Annotated in this window: 20 protein-coding genes; 11 read left to right on the top strand and 9 right to left on the bottom strand. The window is 68.0% G+C overall.

The annotated features are described in order from the left end of the window. Window position 1: 1 nt before the first annotated feature. The 5 genes from HNO88_RS14210 (at window position 2) to HNO88_RS14190 (ending at window position 4,240) form a co-directional block, all read left to right on the top strand. Complete coding sequence (locus tag HNO88_RS14210) at window positions 2–457, top strand: ExbD/TolR family protein (protein ID WP_184246684.1); 456 nt, start codon at window positions 2–4, stop codon at window positions 455–457. A gap of 17 nt (window positions 458–474) precedes the next feature. Next, the gene (tolA, locus tag HNO88_RS14205) at window positions 475–1,575 is read left to right on the top strand and encodes a cell envelope integrity protein TolA (protein WP_184246682.1); all 1,101 of its coding nucleotides are present in this window, start codon (window positions 475–477) and stop codon (window positions 1,573–1,575) included. Further along, window positions 1,572–2,987 (top strand): Tol-Pal system beta propeller repeat protein TolB, encoded by a 1,416-nt coding sequence (gene tolB / locus HNO88_RS14200; RefSeq protein WP_184246679.1) that lies wholly within the window; start codon window positions 1,572–1,574, stop codon window positions 2,985–2,987. Before tolA ends, tolB begins: the two co-directional genes overlap by 4 nt. Window positions 2,988–3,088: 101 nt before the next feature. After that, a complete protein-coding gene (gene pal, locus HNO88_RS14195) occupies window positions 3,089–3,604 on the top strand; it encodes a peptidoglycan-associated lipoprotein Pal (RefSeq protein ID WP_184246676.1) in 516 nt (171 codons plus the stop codon). A 102-nt stretch (window positions 3,605–3,706) separates the two neighbouring features. Continuing rightward, window positions 3,707–4,240 carry a J domain-containing protein gene (locus tag HNO88_RS14190; protein ID WP_184246673.1) on the top strand — a complete coding sequence of 178 codons (534 nt, stop codon included), beginning with the start codon at window positions 3,707–3,709 and terminating at the stop codon, window positions 4,238–4,240. A gap of 282 nt (window positions 4,241–4,522) precedes the next feature. Here the strand turns inward: HNO88_RS14190 and metC are convergent, their stop codons facing one another. After that, entirely contained in the window at window positions 4,523–5,758 is a 1,236-nt protein-coding gene (gene metC, locus HNO88_RS14185; RefSeq protein WP_312857080.1) for a cystathionine beta-lyase, read from the bottom strand. A 31-nt stretch (window positions 5,759–5,789) separates the two neighbouring features. Next, window positions 5,790–7,025, bottom strand: a complete 1,236-nt coding sequence (locus HNO88_RS14180) for a hypothetical protein (protein ID WP_184246667.1) — start codon at window positions 7,023–7,025, stop codon at window positions 5,790–5,792. Between the two features lie 139 nt (window positions 7,026–7,164). Between HNO88_RS14180 and queF the strand changes: the two genes are divergently transcribed. Further along, window positions 7,165–7,626, top strand: coding sequence for a preQ(1) synthase (queF, locus tag HNO88_RS14175; RefSeq protein WP_184246664.1), 462 nt, complete (start codon window positions 7,165–7,167; stop codon window positions 7,624–7,626). Between the two features lie 4 nt (window positions 7,627–7,630). Here queF and HNO88_RS14170 read toward each other — a convergent pair whose 3' ends face one another. The 6 genes from HNO88_RS14170 to HNO88_RS14145 all read right to left on the bottom strand — a co-directional run bounded on the left by HNO88_RS14170 (window position 7,631) and on the right by HNO88_RS14145 (window position 14,135). Then, window positions 7,631–7,900, bottom strand: coding sequence for a hypothetical protein (locus HNO88_RS14170; RefSeq protein WP_184246661.1), 270 nt, complete (start codon window positions 7,898–7,900; stop codon window positions 7,631–7,633). Window positions 7,901–8,021: 121 nt separating this feature from the next. Beyond that, window positions 8,022–9,275 (bottom strand): N-succinylarginine dihydrolase, encoded by a 1,254-nt coding sequence (locus tag HNO88_RS14165; RefSeq protein ID WP_184246658.1) that lies wholly within the window; start codon window positions 9,273–9,275, stop codon window positions 8,022–8,024. 7 nt (window positions 9,276–9,282) lie between these two features. Then, a complete protein-coding gene (gene astA / locus HNO88_RS14160) occupies window positions 9,283–10,299 on the bottom strand; it encodes an arginine N-succinyltransferase (RefSeq protein WP_184246656.1) in 1,017 nt (338 codons plus the stop codon). A gap of 199 nt (window positions 10,300–10,498) precedes the next feature. Continuing rightward, window positions 10,499–11,698 (bottom strand): hydrolase, encoded by a 1,200-nt coding sequence (locus HNO88_RS14155; protein ID WP_184246653.1) that lies wholly within the window; start codon window positions 11,696–11,698, stop codon window positions 10,499–10,501. Further along, window positions 11,695–13,113 carry a succinylglutamate-semialdehyde dehydrogenase gene (gene astD / locus HNO88_RS14150; RefSeq protein ID WP_184246650.1) on the bottom strand — a complete coding sequence of 473 codons (1,419 nt, stop codon included), beginning with the start codon at window positions 13,111–13,113 and terminating at the stop codon, window positions 11,695–11,697. The genes HNO88_RS14155 and astD overlap by 4 nt, the downstream gene beginning before the upstream one ends. Further along, complete coding sequence (locus HNO88_RS14145) at window positions 13,110–14,135, bottom strand: 2-oxoadipate dioxygenase/decarboxylase family protein (RefSeq protein WP_184246647.1); 1,026 nt, start codon at window positions 14,133–14,135, stop codon at window positions 13,110–13,112. The genes astD and HNO88_RS14145 overlap by 4 nt, the downstream gene beginning before the upstream one ends. Window positions 14,136–14,429: 294 nt before the next feature. Here HNO88_RS14145 and HNO88_RS14140 point away from each other — a divergent pair, with 294 nt between their 5' ends. From HNO88_RS14140 to HNO88_RS14125, 4 genes are all read left to right on the top strand, one after another. Then, a complete protein-coding gene (locus HNO88_RS14140) occupies window positions 14,430–16,775 on the top strand; it encodes a glycosyltransferase family 4 protein (protein ID WP_184246644.1) in 2,346 nt (781 codons plus the stop codon). Then, window positions 16,747–18,057 carry a glycoside hydrolase family 130 protein gene (locus tag HNO88_RS14135; protein ID WP_246381784.1) on the top strand — a complete coding sequence of 437 codons (1,311 nt, stop codon included), beginning with the start codon at window positions 16,747–16,749 and terminating at the stop codon, window positions 18,055–18,057. The genes HNO88_RS14140 and HNO88_RS14135 overlap by 29 nt, the downstream gene beginning before the upstream one ends. Before the next feature lie 388 nt (window positions 18,058–18,445). Continuing rightward, complete coding sequence (locus HNO88_RS14130; RefSeq protein WP_184246641.1) at window positions 18,446–19,075, top strand: molybdenum ABC transporter ATP-binding protein; 630 nt, start codon at window positions 18,446–18,448, stop codon at window positions 19,073–19,075. 79 nt (window positions 19,076–19,154) lie between these two features. Next, window positions 19,155–20,675, top strand: a complete 1,521-nt coding sequence (locus HNO88_RS14125) for a phospholipase D-like domain-containing protein (protein ID WP_184246638.1) — start codon at window positions 19,155–19,157, stop codon at window positions 20,673–20,675. 4 nt (window positions 20,676–20,679) lie between these two features. Here HNO88_RS14125 and HNO88_RS14120 read toward each other — a convergent pair whose 3' ends face one another. Further along, window positions 20,680–21,939, bottom strand: a complete 1,260-nt coding sequence (locus tag HNO88_RS14120; protein ID WP_184246636.1) for an MFS transporter — start codon at window positions 21,937–21,939, stop codon at window positions 20,680–20,682. 147 nt (window positions 21,940–22,086) lie between these two features. On the opposite strand from HNO88_RS14120, the gene HNO88_RS14115 reads away from it, so the two are divergent. Continuing rightward, window positions 22,087–23,154, top strand: a complete 1,068-nt coding sequence (locus HNO88_RS14115) for a YeiH family protein (protein ID WP_184246633.1) — start codon at window positions 22,087–22,089, stop codon at window positions 23,152–23,154. Window positions 23,155–23,158: the final 4 nt, after the last annotated feature.

The raw sequence follows: 23,158 nt of genomic DNA, 5'->3' as shown, positions 1-23,158 counted from the left end.
CATGGCGATGGGCTTATCCGGCGGAGGCGGCCGGCGTCGCGGGCGCGGGCGTGCCGGCGCACCGATGTCCGAGATCAACGTCACGCCGCTGGTCGACGTCATGCTGGTGCTGCTGATCATCTTCATGGTCACCGCGCCGCTGCTCAAGGCCGCCGTTCCGGTCGAACTCCCCGACAGCCGCGCCAAGGCGATGAGCGAGGAAGCCGAGCAAGTCACGATCACCATCCAGACCGATGGCACGGTCTTCCTGGAGAAGGATGCGCTGGCGCCGGGTGAACTGGCCGACCGCCTTTCCGGAATCCCCGACACGCCCGATGGCAAGAAGCCGCTGGTGACGCTGCGCGCCGACAAGGCGCTCGATTATGGCAAGGTCATGGAGGTCATGGGCGAGCTGAACCGCGCCGGCTTCAACTCGATCTCGCTGGTGACGGGTGTCAGCGGCGGTTCAGGGGCCTGAAGGTAGCCGGACGGACAATGGCTTTGGCATTGCGCAAGGAGGAAGGCCTCGGTCTCGGGATCGCGATCGCCGCGCATGCCGCGCTGGTCGCGATACTATTGCTGCGCCCGCACTCCGCGCCGGTGGTGAAGCCGCCCGAGCGCATCGAGGTGACGATCAGCGACGAGGTCGGCCTCTCCAGCACCTCGCCGCAGCCCAACAGCCAGGCCGCGCCGCCGATCGCACCGACACTGGGCGAGCCGCAGCCGCAGGAGCAAGCAGAGGCGGCCGAAAGCGAGCCTGAGGCAGAGTTGGCCCCGCCCGAGCCTGCGCCGCCTCCGCCCAAGCCGACACCGCCCAAACCGGTGGCGAAGCCCGATCCGGTACCGCCGCGTCCGCGCCCCACTCCGAAGGTAGAGCGGCCGGCGCCGCGCCCCGTGCCCAAGCCCACGCGTCCCGCGCCCGAGCGTCCGGCTCCCAAGCCGCGCGAGACGGCTCGACCCGCGCCCGCCAAGCCCGCACCAAAGGCACCTGCGGCCAAGCCAGCACCGAAGCCGCCGGCCAAGACGTCACCGGCCAAATCGTCACCGACCAAGTCTGCCCCGGCCAAGTCTCAACCTGCGAAGTCCGCGCCTGCGAAGTCCGCTCCCGCAAAAACCACCGGCAAGACCGGGACCGCCAAGGGACCGCCAGCCAAGACGCCCACCAAGACCAACGCGCCTGCGGGTGGCAGCCGCATCGGCTCGGACTTCCTGGCCGGCGTCAGCGGCGCCACCGCGAACAACCGCGCGAGCACGGCGGCGCCCGCCGCGGCGATCGGTCCAGCGGTGAAGTCGGCGCTCGCCAGCGCGATCTCGCGTCAGCTGAAGCCCAAGTGGTCGGCGCCGCAAGGTCTGGATGCCGAGGAACTGGTGACGATCCTGTCGTTCAATCTCAATCGCGATGGCACGCTGGCGGGAACGCCGACAGTGGTGCGCCAACAGGGCATCAACGCGAACAATCGCGCCCAGGCCGATCGCCATGCCGAGCAGGCGATACGCGCCGTCCGGCTGGCGGCGCCGTTCGATCTGCCCGAACAATACTACGACGCGTGGAAGCGCGTGTCGGCATTCCGTTTCGACAAGAGGCTCTCGCAATGACCAAGTGCTTTACGACGCCCCGATTCACCCTGGCGCTGATGCTCGCGCTCGCTGGAGCGCCGCTCGCCGCGCAGGATGCGCCGGTTACCGGCACCCCCGCTCCGCAGCCGACCGCGCAAGGTGCTGTAGAGGGCGATGACGGCGGCCTCACCGGCAGCGTCTCGGACGAGAACGAGTGGCAGGACCTTGGCATCGCCATCACCACCTTCGCCACCGATCGCGACGTGCCGACGCAGACCAATGCCGGCTCTACCGCGCAGCTGGGGCAGGCGATCAGCCAGGTCATCGCCTCCGACCTCAAGAACAACGGCCTGTTCAAGCCGACCGGTCCCGCCGGCCTGCCACAGCCGACGCTGCCGCAAGTGCAGATGCCCGACTATGCCAGCTGGTCCGGACGCGGTGCCGACATGCTGGTGCAGGGCTACGTCAAGGCGGGAGCCGATGGCCAGCTGACGGTCGGCTGCTACCTCTACGACATCAGCCTGACGCGCCAGCTGATCAAGGGCGGTTGGCAGTTCGCCGCCTCCGATTGGCGGCGCGCGGCGCACAAGTGCTCCGACCTAATCTATTCGCGCCTGTCGGGCGAGAGCCCGTTCTTCGATTCCAAGATCGCCTACATCGCCGAGACCGGACCAAAGGGCCGCCGCATGAAGCGGCTGGCGATCATGGATTCGGACGGCGCCAACCACCGCTATCTCACCAGCGGCCAGGCGATGGCGCTGACGCCGCGCTATTCGCCCGATTACTCCAAGATCCTCTACCTCTCGTACCTGAACGGCCAGCCGAGCATCTATTCGTACGACCTCGCGACCGATCGCCAGACCCTGATCGCGCGCACCGGCAACCCGACGCTGGCGCCGCGCTGGTCGCCCGACGGCAAGTGGGTGCTCTATTCGATGGCCCGGGGCGGCACGACCGACATCTACCGCATTTCCGCGGCGGGTGGCGGCACTCCGCAAAAGCTGACCAATGGCCCCGGCATCAACATCGGCGGCAGCTACTCGCCCGACGGCAGCAAGATCGTCTACGAGAGCGACCAGTCCGGCAGCCAGCAGGTCTACGTGATGAACGCGGACGGCACGGGCCAGCGGCGCATCAGCTTCTTCGGCGGTCGCGCGGCCACGCCCGAGTGGAGCCCGCGCGGCGACCAGATCGCCTTCACCCACATCGCCGGCGACTTGCGCGTCGCGGTGATGAACCCGAACGGCGGCGGCATGCGCCACCTGACCAATTCCTGGCAGGACGAGGCGCCGACCTGGTCGCCGAACGGGCGCATCATCCAGTTCTTCCGCACCGCCAAGGGCAGCGGCCAGGCTTCGATCTGGCAGGTCGACCTGACGGGCCGCAACGAGCGGCGCCTGCCCACACCGGTCGGCGCCTCGGACCCCGCCTGGGGCCCGATCCGACCGTAACCATCAACACGCGATACAGCGTGGTCCGGGCCTGATAGCATCGCGCCCGGAACAACCCCGCGCAATCCAGCCATTCCGATGGCTCCAGAGGAGACACGCTCATGCCTGCACCCGTAAAGCTCGGAACACTCCTGCTTCTGTCCGGCGCGCTCGCGATCTCGGCCTGCAAGACCAAGCCGCCCAAGGAACTGCCGCCCGAGCCCGGTGCGCCGACCAGTTCCACCGACACCGGCCAGCTTGGCGCGGCCGTGCCCGGCAGCCAGGCCGACTTCGTGCAGATCATGGCTGGCCAGGACACGATCTACTTCGATACCGACCGCTACGACATCGACTCAGGCGACCAGGCCGCGCTCGCCAAGCAGGCGCAGTGGCTGGCCCGCTACCCGGCGAAGCGCGCGACGGTGGAAGGCCATTCGGACGAGCGCGGCACCCGCGAATACAACATCGCGCTGGGCGAGCGTCGCGCCAACGCGGCCAAGAACTACCTCGTCAGCCTGGGCGTCGATCCCAGCCGCCTCTCGACCGTCAGTTACGGCAAGGAGCGCCCGGTCGCTCTCGGATCGGACCAGCAGGCGTGGGCGCAGAACCGCCGTGCGGTGACCGTCACCATCGACTGATGTCTGAAGGGGGAACGGGCGTTTCGGCGCCCGTCCCCATAGGGATCGTCGCGCTGACAACAAGTCTTGCGTCGTCGACGAGTCGCAGCTTATCGCGGGTCGATGAGCAAGGCGCGCCGATCCAACGACTGGGGTTTTCCGCGTTGGCGCGGCTATGAAGCGGGCCGCGAGGCCGCGCACATCCGCCTTTGCGACCGCCACGGCTGCACGGAAGCGGGCGACTGCCCGGCGCCCAAGTCGCCCAACAGCCCGGATCGCTGGTACTTCTGCCAAAAGCATGCGGCCGAGTACAACGCCGGCTGGGACTACTTCGCCGGCCTCGACAAGGAAGAGGCCGAGCAGCGCGAGAGCCAGGAGCGAGCCGAGAGCGGCGGCTACAAGGAAGCGGCGCATTATGGCTGGGCCGGTTCGGGCGACGGCACCCGCAGCCGCGACGAGATGCGGGCGCTCGAAGTCCTGGGGCTCGATCCGGATGCGGACTTCGATGCGGTGAAGAAGGCCTGGCGTGCGAAGGCCAAGGAAGTGCACCCGGACGTGCGCCCGGGCGATCCGGAGGCGGCCAAGGCGTTCCAGTCGTACCAGGTCGCCTACGAAGTCCTGCGGCAAGGCGAAGAACGGCGGGAGTGGCGGGGCTAGGTTGGCAGGCCGCCCTCGTCCCCTGACAGGGCTTCGGACGAGAGGGCACAGACCCCTCTCCAACTTCGGCTAGCAAGCAGGCTTGCAAGCCTTCGTATCCTCTCCCCGTCCGGGGAGAGGGGAACCGTGCCTCGCCCGGTCGCCCTGCACGCTCAGGCCTTCGTCATTGCGAGCGAAGCGAAGCAATCCAGAGCGACATAGCGCCGCCGTGGATTGCCGCGGACCTGCGGTCCTCGCAATGATGAGGGCGTTGATGCGGACGAGGGCGTCGACCCCCGCCCCTCAATCCCGATCCATCGCCGCGAAGGCTTGCGCCAGATCGGCAATCAGGTCCCCGCTGTCTTCCAACCCGATCGACAGCCGCACTCCGAAGCGATCTTCCGGCTCCCCGTCGCGCATGGGCCAGGCCATGACGCTGCGCAGTGGGGCCGGATCGAGCGGGACTGCCAGGCTCTCGAAGCCGCCCCACGAATAGCCGATGCCGAACAAGGCCAGCGCGTCGATCAGCCGATTGCGTCGCGCGGCATCGCCGCCGCGCAGCACGAAGCTGAACAGACCGCAGCCGCCGGTGAAATCGCGCTGCCAAAGCGCATGACCCGGCGAGCCCGGCAGCATCGGGCACAGGACCCGCGCGACTTGCGGCTGGTCGGCAAGCCACTGCGCGATCGTGAGCGCACTGCGCGTCTCCTGATCCAGGCGCAGCGAAAGCGTCCGCAGGCCGCGCAGTGCCAGCGCCGCATCGTCCGGCGAAACCACATGGCCCAGGTTCTGCGCGCGCAGGCGGAGGCGTTTGTAGAGTTCAGGGCCGGCGCTGGCGCTGCCCATCATCACGTCGGAGTGGCCGCCGACATGCTTGGTGAGCGCCATCACCGTCACGTCCACGCCATGCCCCAGCGCATCGAAGCCGGTCGGCCCGGCCCAGGTGTTGTCCAGCACCGACACAGCGCCATGTTCGCGCGCGATCCGGGCGAGGGCGGGAACGTCGCAGACCTCCATCGTCAGGCTTCCGGGCGCCTCCAGCATGACCGCGCGCGTCCGCTCGCAGAACGCGGCTTGGTAGGCGTCGAGATCCAGCGGGTCGAAGAAGCGGGTCTCGACGCCGAAGTCGGCCAGCAAGCCCCGGCCCATGGATCGGCTGGGATCGTAGGCGTTGTCGGTCATCAGCAGCACGTCGCCAGGCCGCAGCAGAGTGAGCAGGACGCCTGCGATCGCCGCGACGCCGGACGGGTAGAGCACCGTTCCGGCCGCACCGTTCTCCAGCGAGGTCAGGGCGTCGGCCAGCGCCCACTGCGTCGGCGCACCGCGGCGTCCGTAGAAGAACCGACCGTCGGCATTGCCGCGCACCCCTTCGGCCAGCGCGGCGGTGTTCGCGTACAAGTGGGTGCTGGCGCGCCAGACCGGAGGGTTGACCACGGCGCCGGTCCACTCGGCGCGGCGGCCTGCGTTCACCAGTCGGGTTGCGGGCCGGGTTGAGGGGCCGAGCGGTCGCTCAGGCGCATCGGCCTTGTCTTTCAACACGCAAACTCCTGAATGCTGGGCTCGCGCAAGCCTAGCCGTGGGCCGCCACCGGGTCGAGCACGAAGCCGCGCGCCGCCTCGATCTCGCGCGCGTCCAGCTCGCGCAAGTTGCGCGGACCGGCGTCGAGCCGCACGGAGGCGATGGCACCATTGCCTGCGTCGCGCGGCCCCACCGTGAACACCCGGCGCACGAAGGTGCGGTCAGGCGCCACCAGGCAGAAGCGGGCGAGCGGCACCAGGAAGCTGGCGCTTCCCTTCACCAGCGGCCGGATCTGCTGGATCGGCACGCGCACTTCGCCCTTCACGGTGGTGCTTTCGCCCGGAGCCAGCGCGGCAAGCTCGTGCTTGGCTTCCAGGGCTTCGGGCAAGGGTGCGAGCTGCTGCGCAGTCGGGATCGAGGCGTGTGCGGACATCAAGTCGCCCCGTACCACCAGCGACGGCAGCGGCGTCGCACCAGCGTTGGTGAGCTCGATCTCGTACTGCAATGTCGCGTAGACGAGCGAGAGGCGAATGGCTTGCGGCTTGAACGTGGCCGCGATCGCGAAAGGCTCGCTGACGGTCGGCTCGCTGCGTGGCGCAGCGGCAGGCGGCGTGGCGACGGGCGCCGGTGCAGGCCGCGGACGCAGGGGGACCGGCTCGGCGACCGGGGCGAGTGGCGGCGCTTCCTCCATGTCTTGCGTCGCGGCGCTTCGGCGGCGACGAAGCAGCAGGAACGCCCCGCCTGCAAGCACGACCGCTGCGGCGCCGCCGAGGATCCACCACGTGCGGTCCGATGCGCTTTCGACCGGGGCCGCAGGAAGGACCAGCGGTGCATCGTCCGTCGATGTCGCCGCAGGGGCCGGGCTGGAGGACGGCAGGGTGTCGACGACAGGGCGCGGCGCGGGTTCCGCCGAACTTGGCAACCGCGCCGGCGAGGGCGACTCATCGGGTGCCGGTGCGGCAGTCGTCGCGCGCGGTGTCGGCGTGGCACGTGACGTGGCCCGCACATCCTCGCGCGGGGGCGCCGGCAGGTTGATCCTCGGTGCCGGAGCAGGGGAGGGCGTCGGCGTCGCGCTACGCTCCGGCTGCGGCGTGCGTGTCGGCGAGGAGTATGGATTGTCGGGATCGACCGGACCCTGCACTCGCGGCGCCTGGGTCTGGTTGGGGTCGGGAAGGCGGTAGGTCTCGACCGAGCCGGCATCCTGTGCCGCGGCCGGATGCGCAAGCAGCAGCGCGCCGGCCCATGCAGCCGACGAATTGAGCGTGATCCTGCCGAAAGCGGCCCTCATCAAACGTCCCCTGGCAACGTCCCCTGCCGCGTTCCCCACCATCCCGGGCGGCTGCCCGGACGCGACTGAACAACGACTTAACCCGGCTATGTCGCGCGGCAGGTTGCCTCACGGCCGGGTTGGCGGCATTGGCACATGCATGAGTGAACCGCCAGCCTCTCCGCTACATCTGGGCCAGGTCAGCGTCCTGCCGTCATCGCCCGAAGAGGCGCAACTCGACTACGTGCCCAATCCGCGCCGAAATTCGCTGTACCTGGCGCGCTTCGCGGCGCCGGAGTTCACCTCGCTGTGCCCGGTCACGGGCCAGCCCGACTTCGCGCACCTGGTGATCGATTACGCACCGGGCGAAACCATCGTCGAATCGAAGAGCCTCAAGCTGTTCCTCGGCTCGTTCCGCAACCACAGCGGCTTCCACGAGGACGTGACCGTCGGTATCGGACAGCGCCTGTTCGACGAGATGCGCCCCCGCTGGCTGCGCATCGGCGGCTATTGGTATCCGCGAGGGGGCATACCGATCGACGTGTTCTGGCAATCCGATGCACCCCCTGCCGGACTTTGGGTGCCCGACCAGGGCGTGGCGTCCTACCGCGGGCGCGGCTGAGCGATCAATCCGCGGCGTCGGCGAAGGAGATACCGGCCTTGCGGATGTCCACCGTCCCGTGGCCGAGCCGCGCCAGCTGCGTGTTGGTCATGCACTGCGCGTAGACGCTGGGGAAGTCCGCGGCCATCGCGCTGTCGCTGTCGAGCGCGGCGCCTTGTGCGGCCAGGCACTCGATCCGACTCTCGTACGTCTGCTCGGGGCCGGCCAGGCGCTGACAGGCCGAACCATCGTCCGTGCACCCAAATAGTGCGAGGGCAAAGATCATTCCGCTCATCCGCTGTCCCCTTTCTCATAGGGTCAACGCACGCGGCGGCAGAGGTATCCCGTTTTCGGTGCCAAATTCGCGACCGCCTGCAGAAAATCTCGTGTTTTTACTTGCGCTTTCGAGAATATGGTTAACCCGCAAGCTCGTCGAGGTCCAAAGCGTCCAGCAGGGTGCTTCGTGCAACGCGGACGGTTTGCCAGAGCGACGGGCGCGCCAGATCGTCCGGTGCGATCTCCTCGGGCCAGTGCTGCGTAACGATGCGCTCCGCCACCGCGATCCGCTCGGACGAAACCAGGAAGCGCGGATCGATGGTGACGGGATCCGCGACGACGCGTAGCCGCAGGCACGCGGGCCCGCCGCCATTGGCCATCGATTCGCGCAAGTCGGCGATGTGCAGCTCGCGGATAGGGCCGTTGCCGGCGATCATCTGCTCCAGCCAGCTCCACACGGCCGGAGTAGCGCGCGCCTCACCGGGCAGGATGAGCGCCATGCCGCCGCCCGGCAGGGTGACCAGCTGCGCATTGAACAAGTATGAGGCGATCGCGTCGGCGAGGCTGACGCTGTCGGCGGGCACTTCGATGACCACCAGCTCGGGCAGCTGGCGGCGCAAGGCGGCATAGAGCACCTCACGATCGGCAAAGGCCTGCTCATGGGCGAAGAGCACGGCCTCGTTCGCGACGGCGACGACATCGTTGTGGAACGCGCCAGCCGCGATCGCCTCGTCGGATTGGCGCGCCAGGATCGTGCGCTCGGGATCGAGCCCGTGCAGGCGCGCGACCGCCGCGCTGGCCTCGCGATGCTGGCGAGCGGGGAAGGGCGTCGCACCCACGCCGTAGACGAATACCTCCACGCCCGGCCTGTCGTGCGATGCGCACAGCCGCATGTGATTGGCGGCGCCCTCGTCGCCAAAAGGAGGCGGCACGGGTTCGTGGATGGCGAAATGATCCTTGGCCGCAAAGGCGAGCTGCAGCTGCGCCAGCGTGCCGGGCCATTCATGGCTGCGGTGCGCCATGGTCACCAGATTGGCCGGAGTGAGATGGCAGCGGCCATCCGCAGTGTCGGGCGCCGGACTGACGGTTGCGGCATTGGCGGCCCACATCGAGGAAGCCGACATCGCCGCATAGCGCAGCTCGGGCGTCGCCTGCGCCATGTCAGTGCCGAGGCGCGCCAGCCAGGCCTCGTCGGGCCGGTCCTGCGGCATGAACCAGCCTTGCGTCAGGCCAAGCTCCAGGTTGAGGCGCATCTTGGCCAGGCCCTGCAACGCCGCATCGCGCGGGCGCGAGACACGGCCGAAGTTCTTCGTGCTCGCCAGGTTGCCATGGCTGAGGCCGGCATAGTTGTGGCTGGGGCCGACGATTCCATCGAAGTTGATCTCGGTCAGCATCGATCCCTCATGCAGGTGCATAGCTGATGGTGTCGCCCACCGACACCTCGAGCAAGTCCGCCGCTTCTCCATCGATCATCACGCCGCCGTCCGCGGGCGAGATGTGGGCAAGGCACGCACGAAAGCGTCCGAGCCGTCCGCAGGCGACCAGGTGCTCCGCCCCGGCCGCGCCTTCACCGATTTCGACGATCGCGGCGTCGCGCGCGTCCACGATGGTGCGGATACGATCGGTCTGCGCGATCATGGAGGGGCCACCGTCGAAGATGTCGATGTAGTTTTGGAACGCAAAGCCCTCGTTCTCCAGCATGCGCATCGCCGGGCGGCCCGAGTAGTGCGGCTGGCCCATGACGTGCCGGGCGCTTTCGGGGAGCAGCGCGGTGTAGATGGGGTGCTTGGGCATCAGGTCGGCGATGAACTGGTTGCCCATGCGCGCGTTGAACTCGTCCGCGTCCCTGAAGGTCATGTCGAAGAAGCGCCCCGCCAGTCCGTCCCAGAACGGCGAGTTGCCGGCATCGTCGATCGCGCCGCGCAGCTCTGCCAGCGTCCGGTCGGCGAAGCGCGCGCGGTGGCTGCGGATGAACAGGTAGCGGCTGCGCGCCAGCAGCTTGCCGACACCGGACGAGCGCTCGGTCGGGTCGAGGTAGAGGCCGCCCACTTCGCTCGATCCGTCGAGATCGGTGCTGAGCGTCAGCATCTCGGCCCGGAAGGTGCGGTCGAGCTCCTTGGAGTGCTGGGTGATGCGGCCGATCCGATAGGAGTAGAACGGCAGCTGGGTGCCGACCTGCGACATGATCTGGCACGTGCCGCGCGTGCGCTGGCTGGCGGTGTCTTCCAGGATGAACACGAACAGGTCGTCGCCGAGCGTTTGGCGATCGTGGCCGAAGCTGGCGGCGGCGCGGTGCAGCTTGGCTTCGAGCGTCGGCTTGTCGGGCGGCAGGTTGGTGAAGCCGCCGCCGGTGCCCTTCGCCATGCGGTAGAGCGCGGCGAGATCGTCCTCGCGGGCGGTGCGCACGAGGAAGGTCATGCCGGATCTCCGCGCCTGCAACGGTTGCCGCCAACATCCTCGTCACCCTGAACTTGTTTCAGGGTCCATTTCGCGTCCAAGCCCGATTCTTCGACGCGGCAAACCGCGCGTCCGGACAGCCATTCCCGCCTCCGGGCCAGACGGCAGGATGGACCCTGAAACGAGTTCAGGGTGACGGGGGAGGATGGGCTGGTAGCGATCATACAGCCACACCATGACGATCAAGCCGATGCAGCACCAGCGCGGTGAGCCTGGCACGCGCATCGAGCGAGCTGGCGAGGAGGAACTCTTCGGGCGAGTGGATCGCGCCACCGCACGCGCCCATGGTGTCGATCACCGGTACGCCGCACGCCGCGATGTTGTTGCCGTCGCAAACGCCGCCGGTGTCCTTCCAGGCCATCGGCTCGCCCAGGTCGGCGGCCGCCCGCGAGACGAGGGCGAAGAGGCTTTCGGTGGCCGGGCTCACTGGCTTGGGCGGGCGCGCGAAGCCCCCGTGAAGGTGGATGGCGACCTCGTGCTCGGCCGCGACCGCATCGATGGCGGCGGCGATCAGCGCTTGCGCCTCGGCCAGGTCCTCGGGGCCGCGCGGGCGGATGTTGAAGTGCAGCACGGCCAGATCGGGCACGCTGTTGTTCGGCGCGCCGCCTTCGATCCGCGCCGGGTTCACGCTCAACCCATCGCGGCGGGCACGATGGAGGCGCTGCGCCAGATCGGCTGCCGCCACGAGGGCGTTGCGCCCATCCTGGGGATTGCGGCCGGCGTGCGCGGAGCGTCCCGTCACCGCCGCCGCGAAGTTGCCCGAGCCCGGTCGTGCCCGCGCCATCATGCCGCCGGGCAGCGCGGGCTCGTAGGTCAGTGCCGCCAGCTTCCCTTGCGCAAGCCCGGCGATCAGCGCGGAGGAGGACAGCGAGCCGGTCTCCTCGTCCGAGTTGATCATCACGTCGTAGCCGAGCGTGGGCGCGCCGCGCTCGTACGCCAGCAGGCCCTCCAGCATGAGCGAGAGGCCGCCTTTCATGTCGGCCGTGCCGGGACCGTGCAGGGTGTCCGCATCGAGCCAGTCGGTGGTCTGGAAAGGGTGGTCGGCCGGATAGACGGTGTCCATGTGCCCGGTCAGCAGCACCCGCCGCTCGGCGTCGGGGCGAACGCGCAGGACCAGGTGGCGGCCGGTCTCGACGGCCCGCACCCTGCCGTCCGCGCCGACTTTCTCGACCGGCGCCGGATCGACCAGCGACACCTCGCCCAGCAGTGCGGCGAACGCCTCGGCCAGTCGCCCGGCCATCGCCGCGACACCCGGAAGGTTGGCGGTGCCGCTGTTGATGGCGGCCCAATCCAGCGTACGCGCCAGGATCGGGGTGCGCTCGATCGGTTCGATCAGCGCTGCCTCGTCACGCGCGATCATGGCGTTAGCATTCCGGCAAGCGCCGCGGCGTTCCCGTCCGCATGCGCCGCCTCGAAGCTTGCCATCGGATAGGCGCAGTAATCCGCCGCGTAGTAGGCGCTCGGCCGATGGTTGCCGCTCTCGCCCAGGCCGCCGAACGGCATCGATCCGGCGGCTCCGGTGGTCGGGCGGTTGCGGTTGACCACGCCTGCGCGGCTTTCGAGGACGAAGCGCTGCCACAAGGCATCGTCGCCGCTGACGAGGCCGGCCGACAACCCGAAGCGGGTGGCGTTCGCGGCAGCCAGGGCAGCGTCGAAATCAGGCACGCGGGTGACTTGCACGATCGGCGCGAAGATTTCGTCATCGGGCACGTCCACGCCGGTCACATCCAGGATCGCGGGGCGAACGAAGGCCGGGCCCATGCAGTCCAGCACCTTGAAGCTGCGCAGTTCCCTCGCTCCACGCGCGACAAGTTCGTCCGCGCGCACCTTGGCGGCGGCGGCAGCGGCGGGCGAGATGAGGGGGCCGATGTAGGGCTGCGGCTCGTCGTTCCAGCGGCCGATGATCACGCGGCGGGCGAGGGAGTCGACGGCCTCAACCAGGTCGCGTCCGAAGGCGTCGTCGGGCACGATCAGCCGGCGCGCGCAGGAGCATCGCTGGCCGGTGGTGACGAAGCTCGATTGCACCACGATCGAGGCGGTCTCCTCGACATCGCCGTCCCACGCGACCAGCGGGTTGTTGCCTCCGAGTTCGAGCGCAAGGATCACGTGCGGCCGATCGGCGAAGAGGCGGCGAAAATGCGCGCCCGCGCCTGCGGAGCCGGTGAACAGCAGCCCGTCGATCTCGCCCGCGACCAGCGCCTCGCCCGTGCTCCGGCCGCCTTGGACGACCTGGAACACACCGTCCGGCAGTCCTGCCTCCGCCCAGCACTCGGCCATCGCGGCGCCCGTCGCCGGGGTCAGTTCCGAGGGCTTGAAGACGATCGTGTTGCCTGCCAGCAAGGCAGGCACGTTGTGGCCGTTGGGCAAATGGCCCGGGAAGTTGAATGGCCCCAGCACCGCCATGACCCCGTGGGGTCGATGCCGCAGCACCGCCTCGCCGAACGGCATGGCATTGCGGCGCTCACCTGCACGCTCGGCCTGCGCGGCGATCGAGATGGCGACTTTGCCGATCATCGAGGCGACCTCGCCGCGAGTCTCCCACAAGGGCTTGCCGGTTTCGCGCGAGATCACCGTGGCCAGGCCTTCGCGTCGCTCCTCGAGCGCTGCCTTGAAGGCCTGCACATGAGCGACGCGGCGATCGTTCGGCAGCGCGGCCCAGCCTGGGAAGGCCCGACGCGCCCTTGCAAGCGCGCTGTGCACCACGCCCGCGTCTGCCTCCTCGCCTTCCCAGACGACCTCGCCGGTGGCCGGATCGAGCGATTGCAGCATGGTCATGCGCTCCTCGTCACGGCGAAGATGCCGGTGGCGTTGCCGCTGTCGAACGTCAGGTCCAGCGTGCCCGTCTCCGGGTCGACATGGCGGCTGATGAACTCGTAGAAGGAACCGGGCACCTCGCGCTGCACCCGCCTGCCGTCCGCACCGCGAAACCCTCGCGCGACTTTGTCGGCAAGGATCGCGGTCTGCCGGACGCGACCATTGGCCGAGACCTCCACCGCATCCTTCATCGGATAGTTTTGCGCCTTCAGCCGCTCGGCAAGCGCCTCCACATCGGGCACGCGCGTGGTCGCATGATTGAAGGCGTGGCCTTCGGTCGCGATCCAGGCCGCTTCCTTGGAGTGGAGCAGCAGTGTCTCGTAATCGGCTAGAGCGGGTTCCGGATGGTGCCGCCCGAACGCGGCGACCAGAACCGCCAGCAGTGCACCGGCCCGCGCGAAAGGCAGGCTTCCGTCTTCGTCCAGCTGCGCAAGCGACTGCGCCGCCTGTGCATCGAGGACATCCATCGTGTCGTCGAAGACGCGCAAGGCTGCGTTCTGCGCGTCGGGATGCAAGCGCTCGACATGCAGTTCGCTGACGAAGAACTGCGGTATCGCCTCGGGCAAGTCGCGATGCACATAGGCGCGCCCGGTCATGTTCAGCTTGGGCAAGGGGTAGAGCGCGTCGACCCGGTAGCCGAGAGGCTCCAGCAGACGCGCGAACGCGACGTGGCCGCTCGGGAATGCTCCAAGCGGCGCATCGACCGTGCGCAGCGCGCCGTGATCGAACAGGATCTTGCGCCCGGCCGCGTGATCATCCGCGACGATCCGCGCGGCGGTGGGCACGCGCTCCAGCAAGTCACCGAAGAGCAGCATGTTCAGCGCCATCGCCAGCTGGGCGCGGCTTACCGATGCCGTCTCGGTGAGCAGTCGCGGATCGATCGCGAGGGTATGCAGCAGCGCCTTCGCTCTGTCCGCCTCCACCTGTCCTTCCAGCAGGCGCAGGATCGTGGAATGCAGCGTGGCGTCGTCTCCCAAAACCATGGCGACCTCTTGTTCGTTTATTGCTCTTGCAAGCAACTTAGCGACGCATGTAGCCTAAGTTAAGTGCCGGTGGATTGTCCACGTGCTTCGCCGGTCGGCCTCCTGCCATCCGATGCGCCAGCTCGTGTGTTTCTGTCGTGGTGCACCGCAATGTCCCTTAGTCCCGCACCAAACGTCTGCGACGGTACGTCGCGAAGCAACTTCGTTCTGTCATTATTTTGCAGTGCAGCAAGGAACCGAAAGCCTCCGAATGGCATTTCGTAAACGATCACCGCTTTTCTGAACGGATGCTGCATGAACCATGCTCCTCGAGACCTGCTCGCTTCCCGTCCGGCCAAGTCGGCGGAAATCCTGGCGATTTTCGAGGGTGCCAATGCACCTGCAACTGCTCCTGCCGCCAAGCCGATCCGCGTCGCCCTGATCGGCACCTACACCCCGCGCAAGTGCGGCATCGCCACCTTCACCGCTGACATCGCCGAGAAGCTGCGCGAATTTCACGCCGAGGTCGGCGTAGAGGTCTACGCGCTCGATGATCCCGCGGCGCCTCTGGCCTATGATGCGGGTACCCAGGTGATTGCCGGCAACGATGCCGAGACGTTCGCGCAAACCGCGCGCACAATCAACGAATCCGGCGTTGACGCGGTCTGGCTGCAGCACGAATACGGAATCTTCGGTGGGGACGACGGGCAGGCGGTCTGCGACTTCGTGGACCGGCTCGCCGCGCCGCTCATTCTCACCTGCCATACCGTCCTCGCCGAGCCCTCGGAGCGGCAGCGCGCGATCCTGTGCCACCTGATCACGCGCGCGTCGCGGATCATGGTGATGTCGCGCCATTCGCGCGAGCTTCTGGTGCGCGAGTATGGCGCCAATCCCGAGACGCTGGAAGTGATCGAGCACGGCGCTCCCGACCGTCCGTTCGGACGCCAGGCAGAGTTCAAGGCGCGCTTCGGCTTGACTGGCCGCAAGGTGCTGATGACCTTCGGCCTGCTCGGTCCCGGCAAGGGCCTCGAACGCGCGATCGAGGCGCTGCCCGCCGTGGTCGAGCATCATCCCGAAGCGATCTACCGCATTGTCGGCGCCACCCACCCGAACCTCGTCGCCAGCGAAGGCGAGAGCTATCGCGAGGGGCTGATGGCCCTGGCCGAGCGCCTTGACGTCGCCGATCATATCGAGTGGGACAACCGCTTCCTCGACAACGAGGAACTGCTCGACCAGCTCGAAGCCTGTGACATCTACATCACGCCGTACCCGAACCTGCAGCAATCGACCTCGGGTACGCTCAGCTATGCCGTCGCGCTCGGTAAGGCCGTGATCTCCACCCGCTATCTTCACGCATGCGAGCTGTTGGGCGATGGTATGGGCGTGCTGATCGAGCCCGGCTCCCACGAGGAGATCGCCCGCGCGGTCAACACCCTGCTCGACAACCCGGCCGAGCTCGCATGCGTGCAGCGCCGCGCCTACAACCGTGGACGTGAAACGATCTGGCCGCGGTTCGCGGATGCCACCGCGCGTCTGGCGGCCGGTGCCGTCGCACCCGCACCGCGCCGTGCGCCGTTGACCGCGACTCCGGGCCTTTCGGGCGTCATCGCCATGAGCGATGCCACCGGGATGCTGCAGCACTCGGTCGGCATCGTGCCCAACCGCCAGCACGGCTATTGCCTTGACGACAACGTCCGCGCGCTGATGCTGATGAACTTGGCGGAAGGGTTGCACCCAACCGAACGCATGCGCTGGAGCATGGTCTACGCATCCTTCATCCAGGATGCCTGGAACCCGGACGCGAAGCGGTTCCGCAATTTCATGCGCTTCGATCGCACCTGGTGCGAGGACATCGGCTCCGACGATTCCAACGGTCGTGCGATCTGGGCGCTGGGACACACCGCGCACTGCGCGCCCGATCCCGACATTCGCGAATGGGCTCGCAACCTCTACGAGTGCACCTTGCCACAGCTCGGCGACATCGGCTCGCCGCGTGCCATCGCCTTCCAGGTCCTGGGCGCTGCGGCCATGCTGCGCGTTGCGCCCGGTCACGAGGCTTCGATAGCGACGCTGGAGCACGGCGGGCACGTTCTGGAAAAGCTGCTCGGCGGCGAACGGCGTCCGGATTGGGCGTGGTTCGAAGCCGTGCTGGGCTATGACAATCCCCGCTTGTCGCAGGCGATGATCGAGGCCGGCGTGGCGCTGGGCCGCGAGGATTGGGTGCGCTCGGGCCTGGATACGCTGGAGTGGATCTGCCGCCGGCAGGTTTCCTCCTCAGGCCTCTTCCGCCCGATCGGCTCGGAGAGCTTCGGCAAGCCGCATACCTACCTGCCGTTCGACCAGCAGCCCCTTGAAGCGCAAGCCGCGATCGAAGCGGCACTTTCCGCCCATCGGGCGGGCGGCGATGCCTATTGGTACGAACACGCTACGGCCGCCTGGTCGTGGTTCTTCGGCGGCAACGATCGCGGCGTGCAGCTGGCCGACATGACGACCGGACGCTGTCGCGACGGGGTGACACCTCGGGGCGTAAACCGCAATTGCGGCGCGGAGAGTATTCTCGCCTTCCAACTTTCGCACTATGCCATGCTCGCTCTCTACCGGATGCAGACCGAATCCCCCGAAGGAAGCTTGCTTGAACCTGCTCGAGAAACCGCGCGCTGAAGCCTTGCACATCTTCGATACCCGGCTGCATGCCGACCCGGCGCGGGTGGTGCTGCGTCCTTTCCACCTGGGCTGGCAGGGCAAGAACGATCCGGACGGGCGCGCACAGCGCCTCGTCCGTGACGTCGCGAGCCTGACCGAGGAGCGCGCAGCGCAGGAGTACGCGCGCGTGTTGCGCGACTTCGAGGAGCGGCACTGGCAGACCGAGCGCATCTTCGCCTCGCGCTTCGACGAAGTGGCGGCGAACCTGCAGCTGGAGCCATCCGACTTCTCCGAAACGAAGCAGCGCCTGATCGGCAGCTATTTCTGCCACGAGTACACCTTTGCCGCCGCGGCGCTGATGAACCCCTCCATCGTGCCTCATCCCGACCAGTCGGGCATGCAGGACGGCGCGGTGCGCTTCGTCATGTCGCTGCGCGCGGTGGGCGAGGGGCACATCAGCTCGGTCGCCTTCCGCGAGGGCATCGCCGAGGCGGATGGCAACTTTGAGCTGTGGCACCAGGCCAGCTTCGGCACATCGGTGGAACTCGATGACGAGGGGCTCGCCTGCGCGGACTGCCCGGTCACGGTCAGCCGCAACCCGGATTCGAGCCTGTCGAACACCGTCATCTTCCCGATCACCGAGCAGCAGCGCGGCGGCCTGGAAGATCTGCGCCTCGTGCGCTTCGACCATGGCGGCGACGATTTCGAGTGGATCGGGACCTATACCGCCTACTCGGGCAGCTCGATCCGTTCCGAGCTGCTGCGCACTCGCGACTTCCGCAGTTTCAAACTCGAACCGATCCGCGGCAAGGCCGGCCGGAACAAGGGCATGGCGCTATTCCCCGAGAAGATCGGCGGCAAGTTCATGATGGTCGGGCGGCAGGACGGCAAGAACCTGTTCCTGCTATCCTCCGACAAAGTCGATGAGTGGGACGACGAAGGCGTCCTGCTTATGGAGCCTGCCTTCCCCTGGGAGTTCATCCAGATCGGCAATTGCGGCAGTCCGATCCTGACCGACGAGGGCTGGCTGCTGCTGACCCATGGCGTGGGCGCGATGCGCAAGTATGCGCTTGGCGCCGCGCTGCTGGACCGCGACGATCCGTCCAAGGTCATCGCCCGCTCGCGCGAACCGGTGCTGACGGCCGAGAATGCCGATCGTTCGGGTTACGTGCCCAACGTCGTCTACACCTGCGGCGCGCTGCGCGTGGGTGAGCGCCTGCTGCTGCCTTACGGCATCTCCGACAGCGCGGTCGGCTTCGCGACCACCACGATCGACAACATGCTGGCGCTGCTCGACTGATCGGCGGCGCGGGTGGCTGGATGTGGTCAGAGCAACCCTTGCGGCATTGCCAGCCATCCTGGAACTGAACGCGGCGCTTAGAGCTACAACCGTCGCCCCCGCGCAGGCGGTGGCCCCGCTTGTTCTTCGACGCTCGGTATGACCCAAGAAAGCGGGGCCCCCGCCTGCGCGGGGGCGACGGGGTCGGACAGGCCGGGCTTCGCTGCGCGCTTGAAACGGATAGGCCGATCCGCCGCAGTCGGTCCTTCACCTGGCTTCGTCATCTCTCCCGAAGACGGCCCCACTTCATGCCTCGCCGCACCTCACGACATCCCCGCATCCGGATATGGCGAGCGCAATCAAGGCGCTTAGCGCTTGGCCGCCACGACGCCGCTGGTATGGCCACGCCATGAGCATCGAACTCGACATCGTGATCGTGCGTGGAGAGCGGCGGGTGTCCGCCGCGGTGCGAGCGGGTGCGGGCCTCACCGCACTATTCGGCCCGTCGGGCGCCGGAAAGACCAGCGTGCTCGATGCCGTGGCCGGGCTCGTCACGCCGCAAAGCGGGCGGATCGCGATGTCGGACCAGCTGCTGTTCGACAGCGCGACGGGCGTGAACCTTGCTCCCGAGCAGCGCGCCTGCGGTTACGTGTTCCAGGACAATCGCTTGTTCCCGCACCGAACGGTCCGCCAGAACCTGCTGTTCGGGTGGGAGCTCGCGCCACCCGAAAGGCGCTGGATGGAGCCGGCCGAAGCCGTGGAGTTCCTGGGCATCGAACATCTGCTGGGCCGCATGCCGCGGCACTTGTCTGGCGGCGAGGCGCAGCGTGTCGCCATCGGTCGCGCGCTCCTCTCCGCCCCGCGACTGCTGCTGATGGACGAGCCGCTCGCCTCGCTCGATGCCGCGCGGCGCGAGGAGATCATGCGCGTGATCGAGCGCCTGCGCGACGAGCTGCGCCTGCCGATCCTCTACGTCAGCCACGACCGCAGCGAAGTGGAGCGCCTGGCCGATCGGGTGGTCACGCTGCCGGGCTGGTGACCGCACGGCGACTGCAAGGCGCGGGGCTTGCAACAACGGCTTTCGGTCCGCATTGCACCAGGGTAAGGAGCGAACGTCCGTGAAACGCCTGAAGGCCTTCAAGCTGCCGCCGCACCGTGCGGAGCCGCCGAGCCATGCGGATCTCGACACGGCGCTCACCAAATTGGGCCGCGAGGTGGAGAGCCTCGGGCCCGACGACGCGGAGTTGACGGGCTTGAAGCTGCTGCGTGACGGCAAGGACGCCTTTGCCGCGCGCGTGCTGCTCGCGCGATCGGCGGAGCGCACGCTCGATGTGCAGTATTACATCTGGCACGATGACCTGTCGGGCTCGCTGCTGCTTGACGAGCTGGAGGCGGCCGCGCGGCGCGGGGTTCGGGTGCGCCTGATCGTCGACGACATCGGCACCGCGCGGCTCGACGCGAGGCTGGCCTGCCTGGATGCGCAACCCAACTTCGAGATCCGCCTCTACAATCCTTGCGCGGTGCGCTGGCCCAAGCCGATCAACTACCTGTTCGACTTTCGCCGCCTGAACCGCCGCATGCATGCCAAGAGCTTCACCGTGGACAGCCAGGCGACGATCCTGGGCGGCCGCAACATCGGCGACGAGTACTTTGCCGCGCGCAAGGAAGGGCAATTCGCCGATCTCGACGTGCTGGCCGTCGGCGCCGTGGTGCCCGATGTCTCGCGCGCATTCGACGCTTACTGGAACGGCGCGCAGGTGCGACCCGTCGCCAGTCTCGTCGGTCGGGTATCTGCCGGCAGACGCCGCAAGGTCGAGCGCGCACGGGAGAGCATGGCGACCAGCGAGCGGGCCGAGCGCTATCGAGAGGCGGTGCGCTCGCGCAAGCTGTTCGGCGAGATGACCGACGGCACCGTGTCCATGATCTGGGCGCGGGCGGAGCTCGTCAACCATGACTATCAGGAGAGTGGCGCGCGCGATGGGCCGACCGATCTTCGCGCGCTGATGCCGGCGGGTTTGGGCATGCCGGAAAGTCAGATCGACATCATCTCCGGCTACTTCGTGCCGACGGCGCGGGGCACGGCGGAACTTGGCGATCTTGCGCGGCGCGGTGTCCGGGTGAGGGTGCTGACCAACTCCTTTGCCGCCACCGACGTCGGCTTCGTCCACACCGGCTATGCGCCGCTTCGCTTGCCGCTGCTGCAGGCGGGCGTCCGCTTGTTCGAGATGCCCGCGCCCGACGACAAGCCCAAGACCGCGCGCAAGTTCGTCCGCACGCGCTCGGCCAGCGCCCGGGCCTTGCGCGACGAGGGCCGCAGCCTCCATGCCAAGACGATCGGGGTAGACGGCCGGCAAGTCTACATCGGCTCGGCCAACTTCGATCCGCGCTCTGCGCATCTTAACACCGAGATGGGCTTGCTGATCGATTCGCCCGAGCTTGCGGCCAATCTCGCCAGGTCGTTCGAGCGCGACATCGCCGAGAACGTCTACTGCCTCGGTATCGGGCCGGATGGCAACATCTGCTGGACCGACGCCCGCGACGACGATCCCGAGCCGGAGAGCACCGAGCCGGGCACCAACCCGTTCAGCCGTGCGCTGGTGCGGGCGCTCTCCAGGCTGCCGATCGAGCCCTACCTCTAGACGATCAGTCCTCGGCCACCGCAAGCTTGGGCTGCATGAGGTGGATGAACGCCAACGCCGCCAGGTAGGCCCCGCCGCAGATCACGAAGAGCGGGGCGTAGCCAAGGCCGCTGTCGAGCGACCAGCCGGCGAACTCGATAATCCCGGTGCCGGTCAGGTTCCCGCCGATCGCCCCCAGCGCGATGACGGTGGCGATGCGGCGTGTGGGGATGATCTCTGTCGCCATGCCGAAGATATTGGTCGAGAAACCCTGGTGCGCGAAGAGGCCGAGCCCGATGCACAGCGCCGCGATCCAGGGGTTCGGGGCGATCAGCGCCAGCGGCATGACCAGCACGACGAGCCCGAAGAACAGCATCGCGCTCTTGCGGGCGGCGTTCAGCGACAAGCCGCGATGCAGCAGCACCGGGTAGAGCGCACCGCTGCTCACCGCTCCCAAAGCCGCGAGGATGAAGACCACGGCGATCGGGCCGCCAAGCTCGCCCTGGCCGAGGCCGAAGTGGCGCGAGAAGAAGTCGGGCGCCCAGAACAGCACGAACCACCAGACCAGGTCGGTGATCGCCTTGGCGCCGATGATGGTCCAGCTGCGGCGGTCGGACAGGACCTCGCCCCACGCGACCTTGCCCGCACTGGCCGTGGCGGGGTTGCCGATCGGTTGCAGCTTGCCGGTGTTCAGCTGCCACAGCACGAGCCACACGAGACCGAGCGCGCCGGTGACGAGGAACGCCGCCTTCCACCCGAAGGCGATCGCGAAGGGCGGGATCAGCAGCGGGGTGAGGATCGCGCCAACGTTCGGCGCGGTGTTGATGATGCCGATGCCGATGGAGCGCCGCTCGATGGGCAGGTAGGTCGCGGCGGTCTTCATCGCCGCAGGCGTGTTGACCGACTCCGCCGTGGCCAGCACCGCGCGTGCGATCACGAACTGCTGCACGCTGGCGGCCAGGGCATGGGCCATCCCGGCGAGGCTCCATACCGCCACGGCAGCGCCATAGGCAAAGCGCACGCCGAAGCGGTCGACGAACCAGCCGACGCCGAGCAGGGAGACGGCCGCGGAGAGCTGGAAGATCGAGCCCAGGTGGGCGAACTGCTGGTCGTTCCACTGGAACTCCGCCTCCAGCATCGGCTTGAGCAGCGCGAGCACCTGTCGGTCGACGTAGTTCAAGGCGGTGGCGAAGAAAATCAGGCCGATCAGCAGATTCTGGCTGCGCACGGCGCCCGGCTCGGATCGGGCATGGCTTGGTGTGGCAGGTGGCTGGTGGATGGTCATCGCTCTCTCCCGTCCTGCCGCTCTTGGGCGACCTTAGCGGCTTCAGGAGCAAAGCACTTGCTCCGGCCAACGCCTCGCCATAAAGCGTATGACAACGTAGGACATACAGCAAGCGTCTTTGTCTGGGAGAGGCGCGGGAGAGAGCACTTGGCTCCAGATCATGCCGGCGACCTCTATGGCGAGCTGTTCCTCGTGCAGAGCGACACGCCCGCGCCCAAGCGCTCGCGGCTGGACGAGTGGAAGCTGCTGTGGCCCGGCTTCGCAGTCTGCGCGATCGCCAGCATCGCCGCGGCCTGGCTGTCCGAGCACTATGGCGCGCCGATCATCCTGATGGGCCTGCTGATCGGCCTGGCGCTCAACTTCGTCACCAGCGAGCCGCGGGTCCATCCCGGCCTCGACTTCGTATCCAAGGGCTGCCTGCGCTGGGGCATCGTGGTGCTGGGCACGCAAGTGACGATCGCCCAGATCGGCGCCTTGGGTCCGGTGCCGTTCCTCGCCTTGTTGGTGGTGATGGCCGCCGCGATGGGCACGGCGCTGATCGTCGCGCGGGTGACCGGAGCTTCGGCCGCGATCGGCATCCTTGCGGGCGGCGCGACTGCGATCTGCGGCGCCTCGGCCGCGCTGGCGCTGTTCGGGGTGCTTGGTCCCAAGCGGGTGAGCCAGGCGCAGTTCGCGCTGACTCTTGTGGTGGTCAGCCTGGCGAGCGCGTTGGCGATGTCGTTCTATCCCCCGCTCGCCGGTGCGCTGTATCTCGACGACCGCCAGGCCGGGTTCCTGATCGGCGCATCGATCCACGACGTGGCGCAGGCGATCGGCGGTGGCTATGCCTATTCCGACACGGCGGGCAGCTACGCCACCATCGTCAAGCTCAGCCGGGTGGCGCTGCTGGCCCCGATCGTGACCGTGGTGTCGCTCTGGGCCAAGGACGACGATGTGCCGAACCGCCACTGGATCCGCAAGCTGGCGCTGCCCTGGTTCATCACGCTGTTCCTGGCGACGGTGGTGGTGAACTCCATCGTCACGGTGCCCGCGCAAGTCGCGCAACTGTGCCTGACGCTCTCGAAGACGCTGCTGCTGCTGGCGGTCACGGCGACGGCGATGCGATCGCGCCTCGATCTCATCATGCAGATGGGCTGGCGTCCGGCGATGCCGGTGGTGGCCGCGACGCTGGCCTCGCTCGCAGTCGCCACCGCGTTCAGCATGATCATCCTGTGAGGCC

This window comes from Novosphingobium chloroacetimidivorans (genome assembly GCF_014204535.1).
Taxonomy (GTDB): Bacteria; Pseudomonadota; Alphaproteobacteria; order Sphingomonadales; family Sphingomonadaceae; genus Novosphingobium; species Novosphingobium chloroacetimidivorans.
This window is presented reverse-complemented; position numbering and strand designations above follow the sequence as displayed.

Excerpts from the sequence above, each read along its gene's own strand:
- HNO88_RS14210 (WP_184246684.1), top strand. The coding sequence starts at position 2 with ATGGCGATGGGCTTATCCGGCGGAGGCGGCCGGCGTCGCGGGCGCGGG.
- tolA (WP_184246682.1), top strand. The coding sequence starts at position 475 with ATGGCTTTGGCATTGCGCAAGGAGGAAGGCCTCGGTCTCGGGATCGCG.
- tolB (WP_184246679.1), top strand. The coding sequence starts at position 1,572 with ATGACCAAGTGCTTTACGACGCCCCGATTCACCCTGGCGCTGATGCTC.
- pal (WP_184246676.1), top strand. The coding sequence starts at position 3,089 with ATGCCTGCACCCGTAAAGCTCGGAACACTCCTGCTTCTGTCCGGCGCG.
- HNO88_RS14190 (WP_184246673.1), top strand. The coding sequence starts at position 3,707 with ATGAGCAAGGCGCGCCGATCCAACGACTGGGGTTTTCCGCGTTGGCGC.
- HNO88_RS14180 (WP_184246667.1), bottom strand. The coding sequence starts at position 7,025 with ATGAGGGCCGCTTTCGGCAGGATCACGCTCAATTCGTCGGCTGCATGG.
- queF (WP_184246664.1), top strand. The coding sequence starts at position 7,165 with ATGAGTGAACCGCCAGCCTCTCCGCTACATCTGGGCCAGGTCAGCGTC.
- HNO88_RS14170 (WP_184246661.1), bottom strand. The coding sequence starts at position 7,900 with ATGAGCGGAATGATCTTTGCCCTCGCACTATTTGGGTGCACGGACGAT.
- HNO88_RS14165 (WP_184246658.1), bottom strand. The coding sequence starts at position 9,275 with ATGCTGACCGAGATCAACTTCGATGGAATCGTCGGCCCCAGCCACAAC.
- astA (WP_184246656.1), bottom strand. The coding sequence starts at position 10,299 with ATGACCTTCCTCGTGCGCACCGCCCGCGAGGACGATCTCGCCGCGCTC.
- HNO88_RS14155 (WP_184246653.1), bottom strand. The coding sequence starts at position 11,698 with ATGATCGCGCGTGACGAGGCAGCGCTGATCGAACCGATCGAGCGCACC.
- astD (WP_184246650.1), bottom strand. The coding sequence starts at position 13,113 with ATGACCATGCTGCAATCGCTCGATCCGGCCACCGGCGAGGTCGTCTGG.
- HNO88_RS14145 (WP_184246647.1), bottom strand. The coding sequence starts at position 14,135 with ATGGTTTTGGGAGACGACGCCACGCTGCATTCCACGATCCTGCGCCTG.
- HNO88_RS14140 (WP_184246644.1), top strand. The coding sequence starts at position 14,430 with ATGAACCATGCTCCTCGAGACCTGCTCGCTTCCCGTCCGGCCAAGTCG.
- HNO88_RS14130 (WP_184246641.1), top strand. The coding sequence starts at position 18,446 with ATGAGCATCGAACTCGACATCGTGATCGTGCGTGGAGAGCGGCGGGTG.
- HNO88_RS14120 (WP_184246636.1), bottom strand. The coding sequence starts at position 21,939 with ATGACCATCCACCAGCCACCTGCCACACCAAGCCATGCCCGATCCGAG.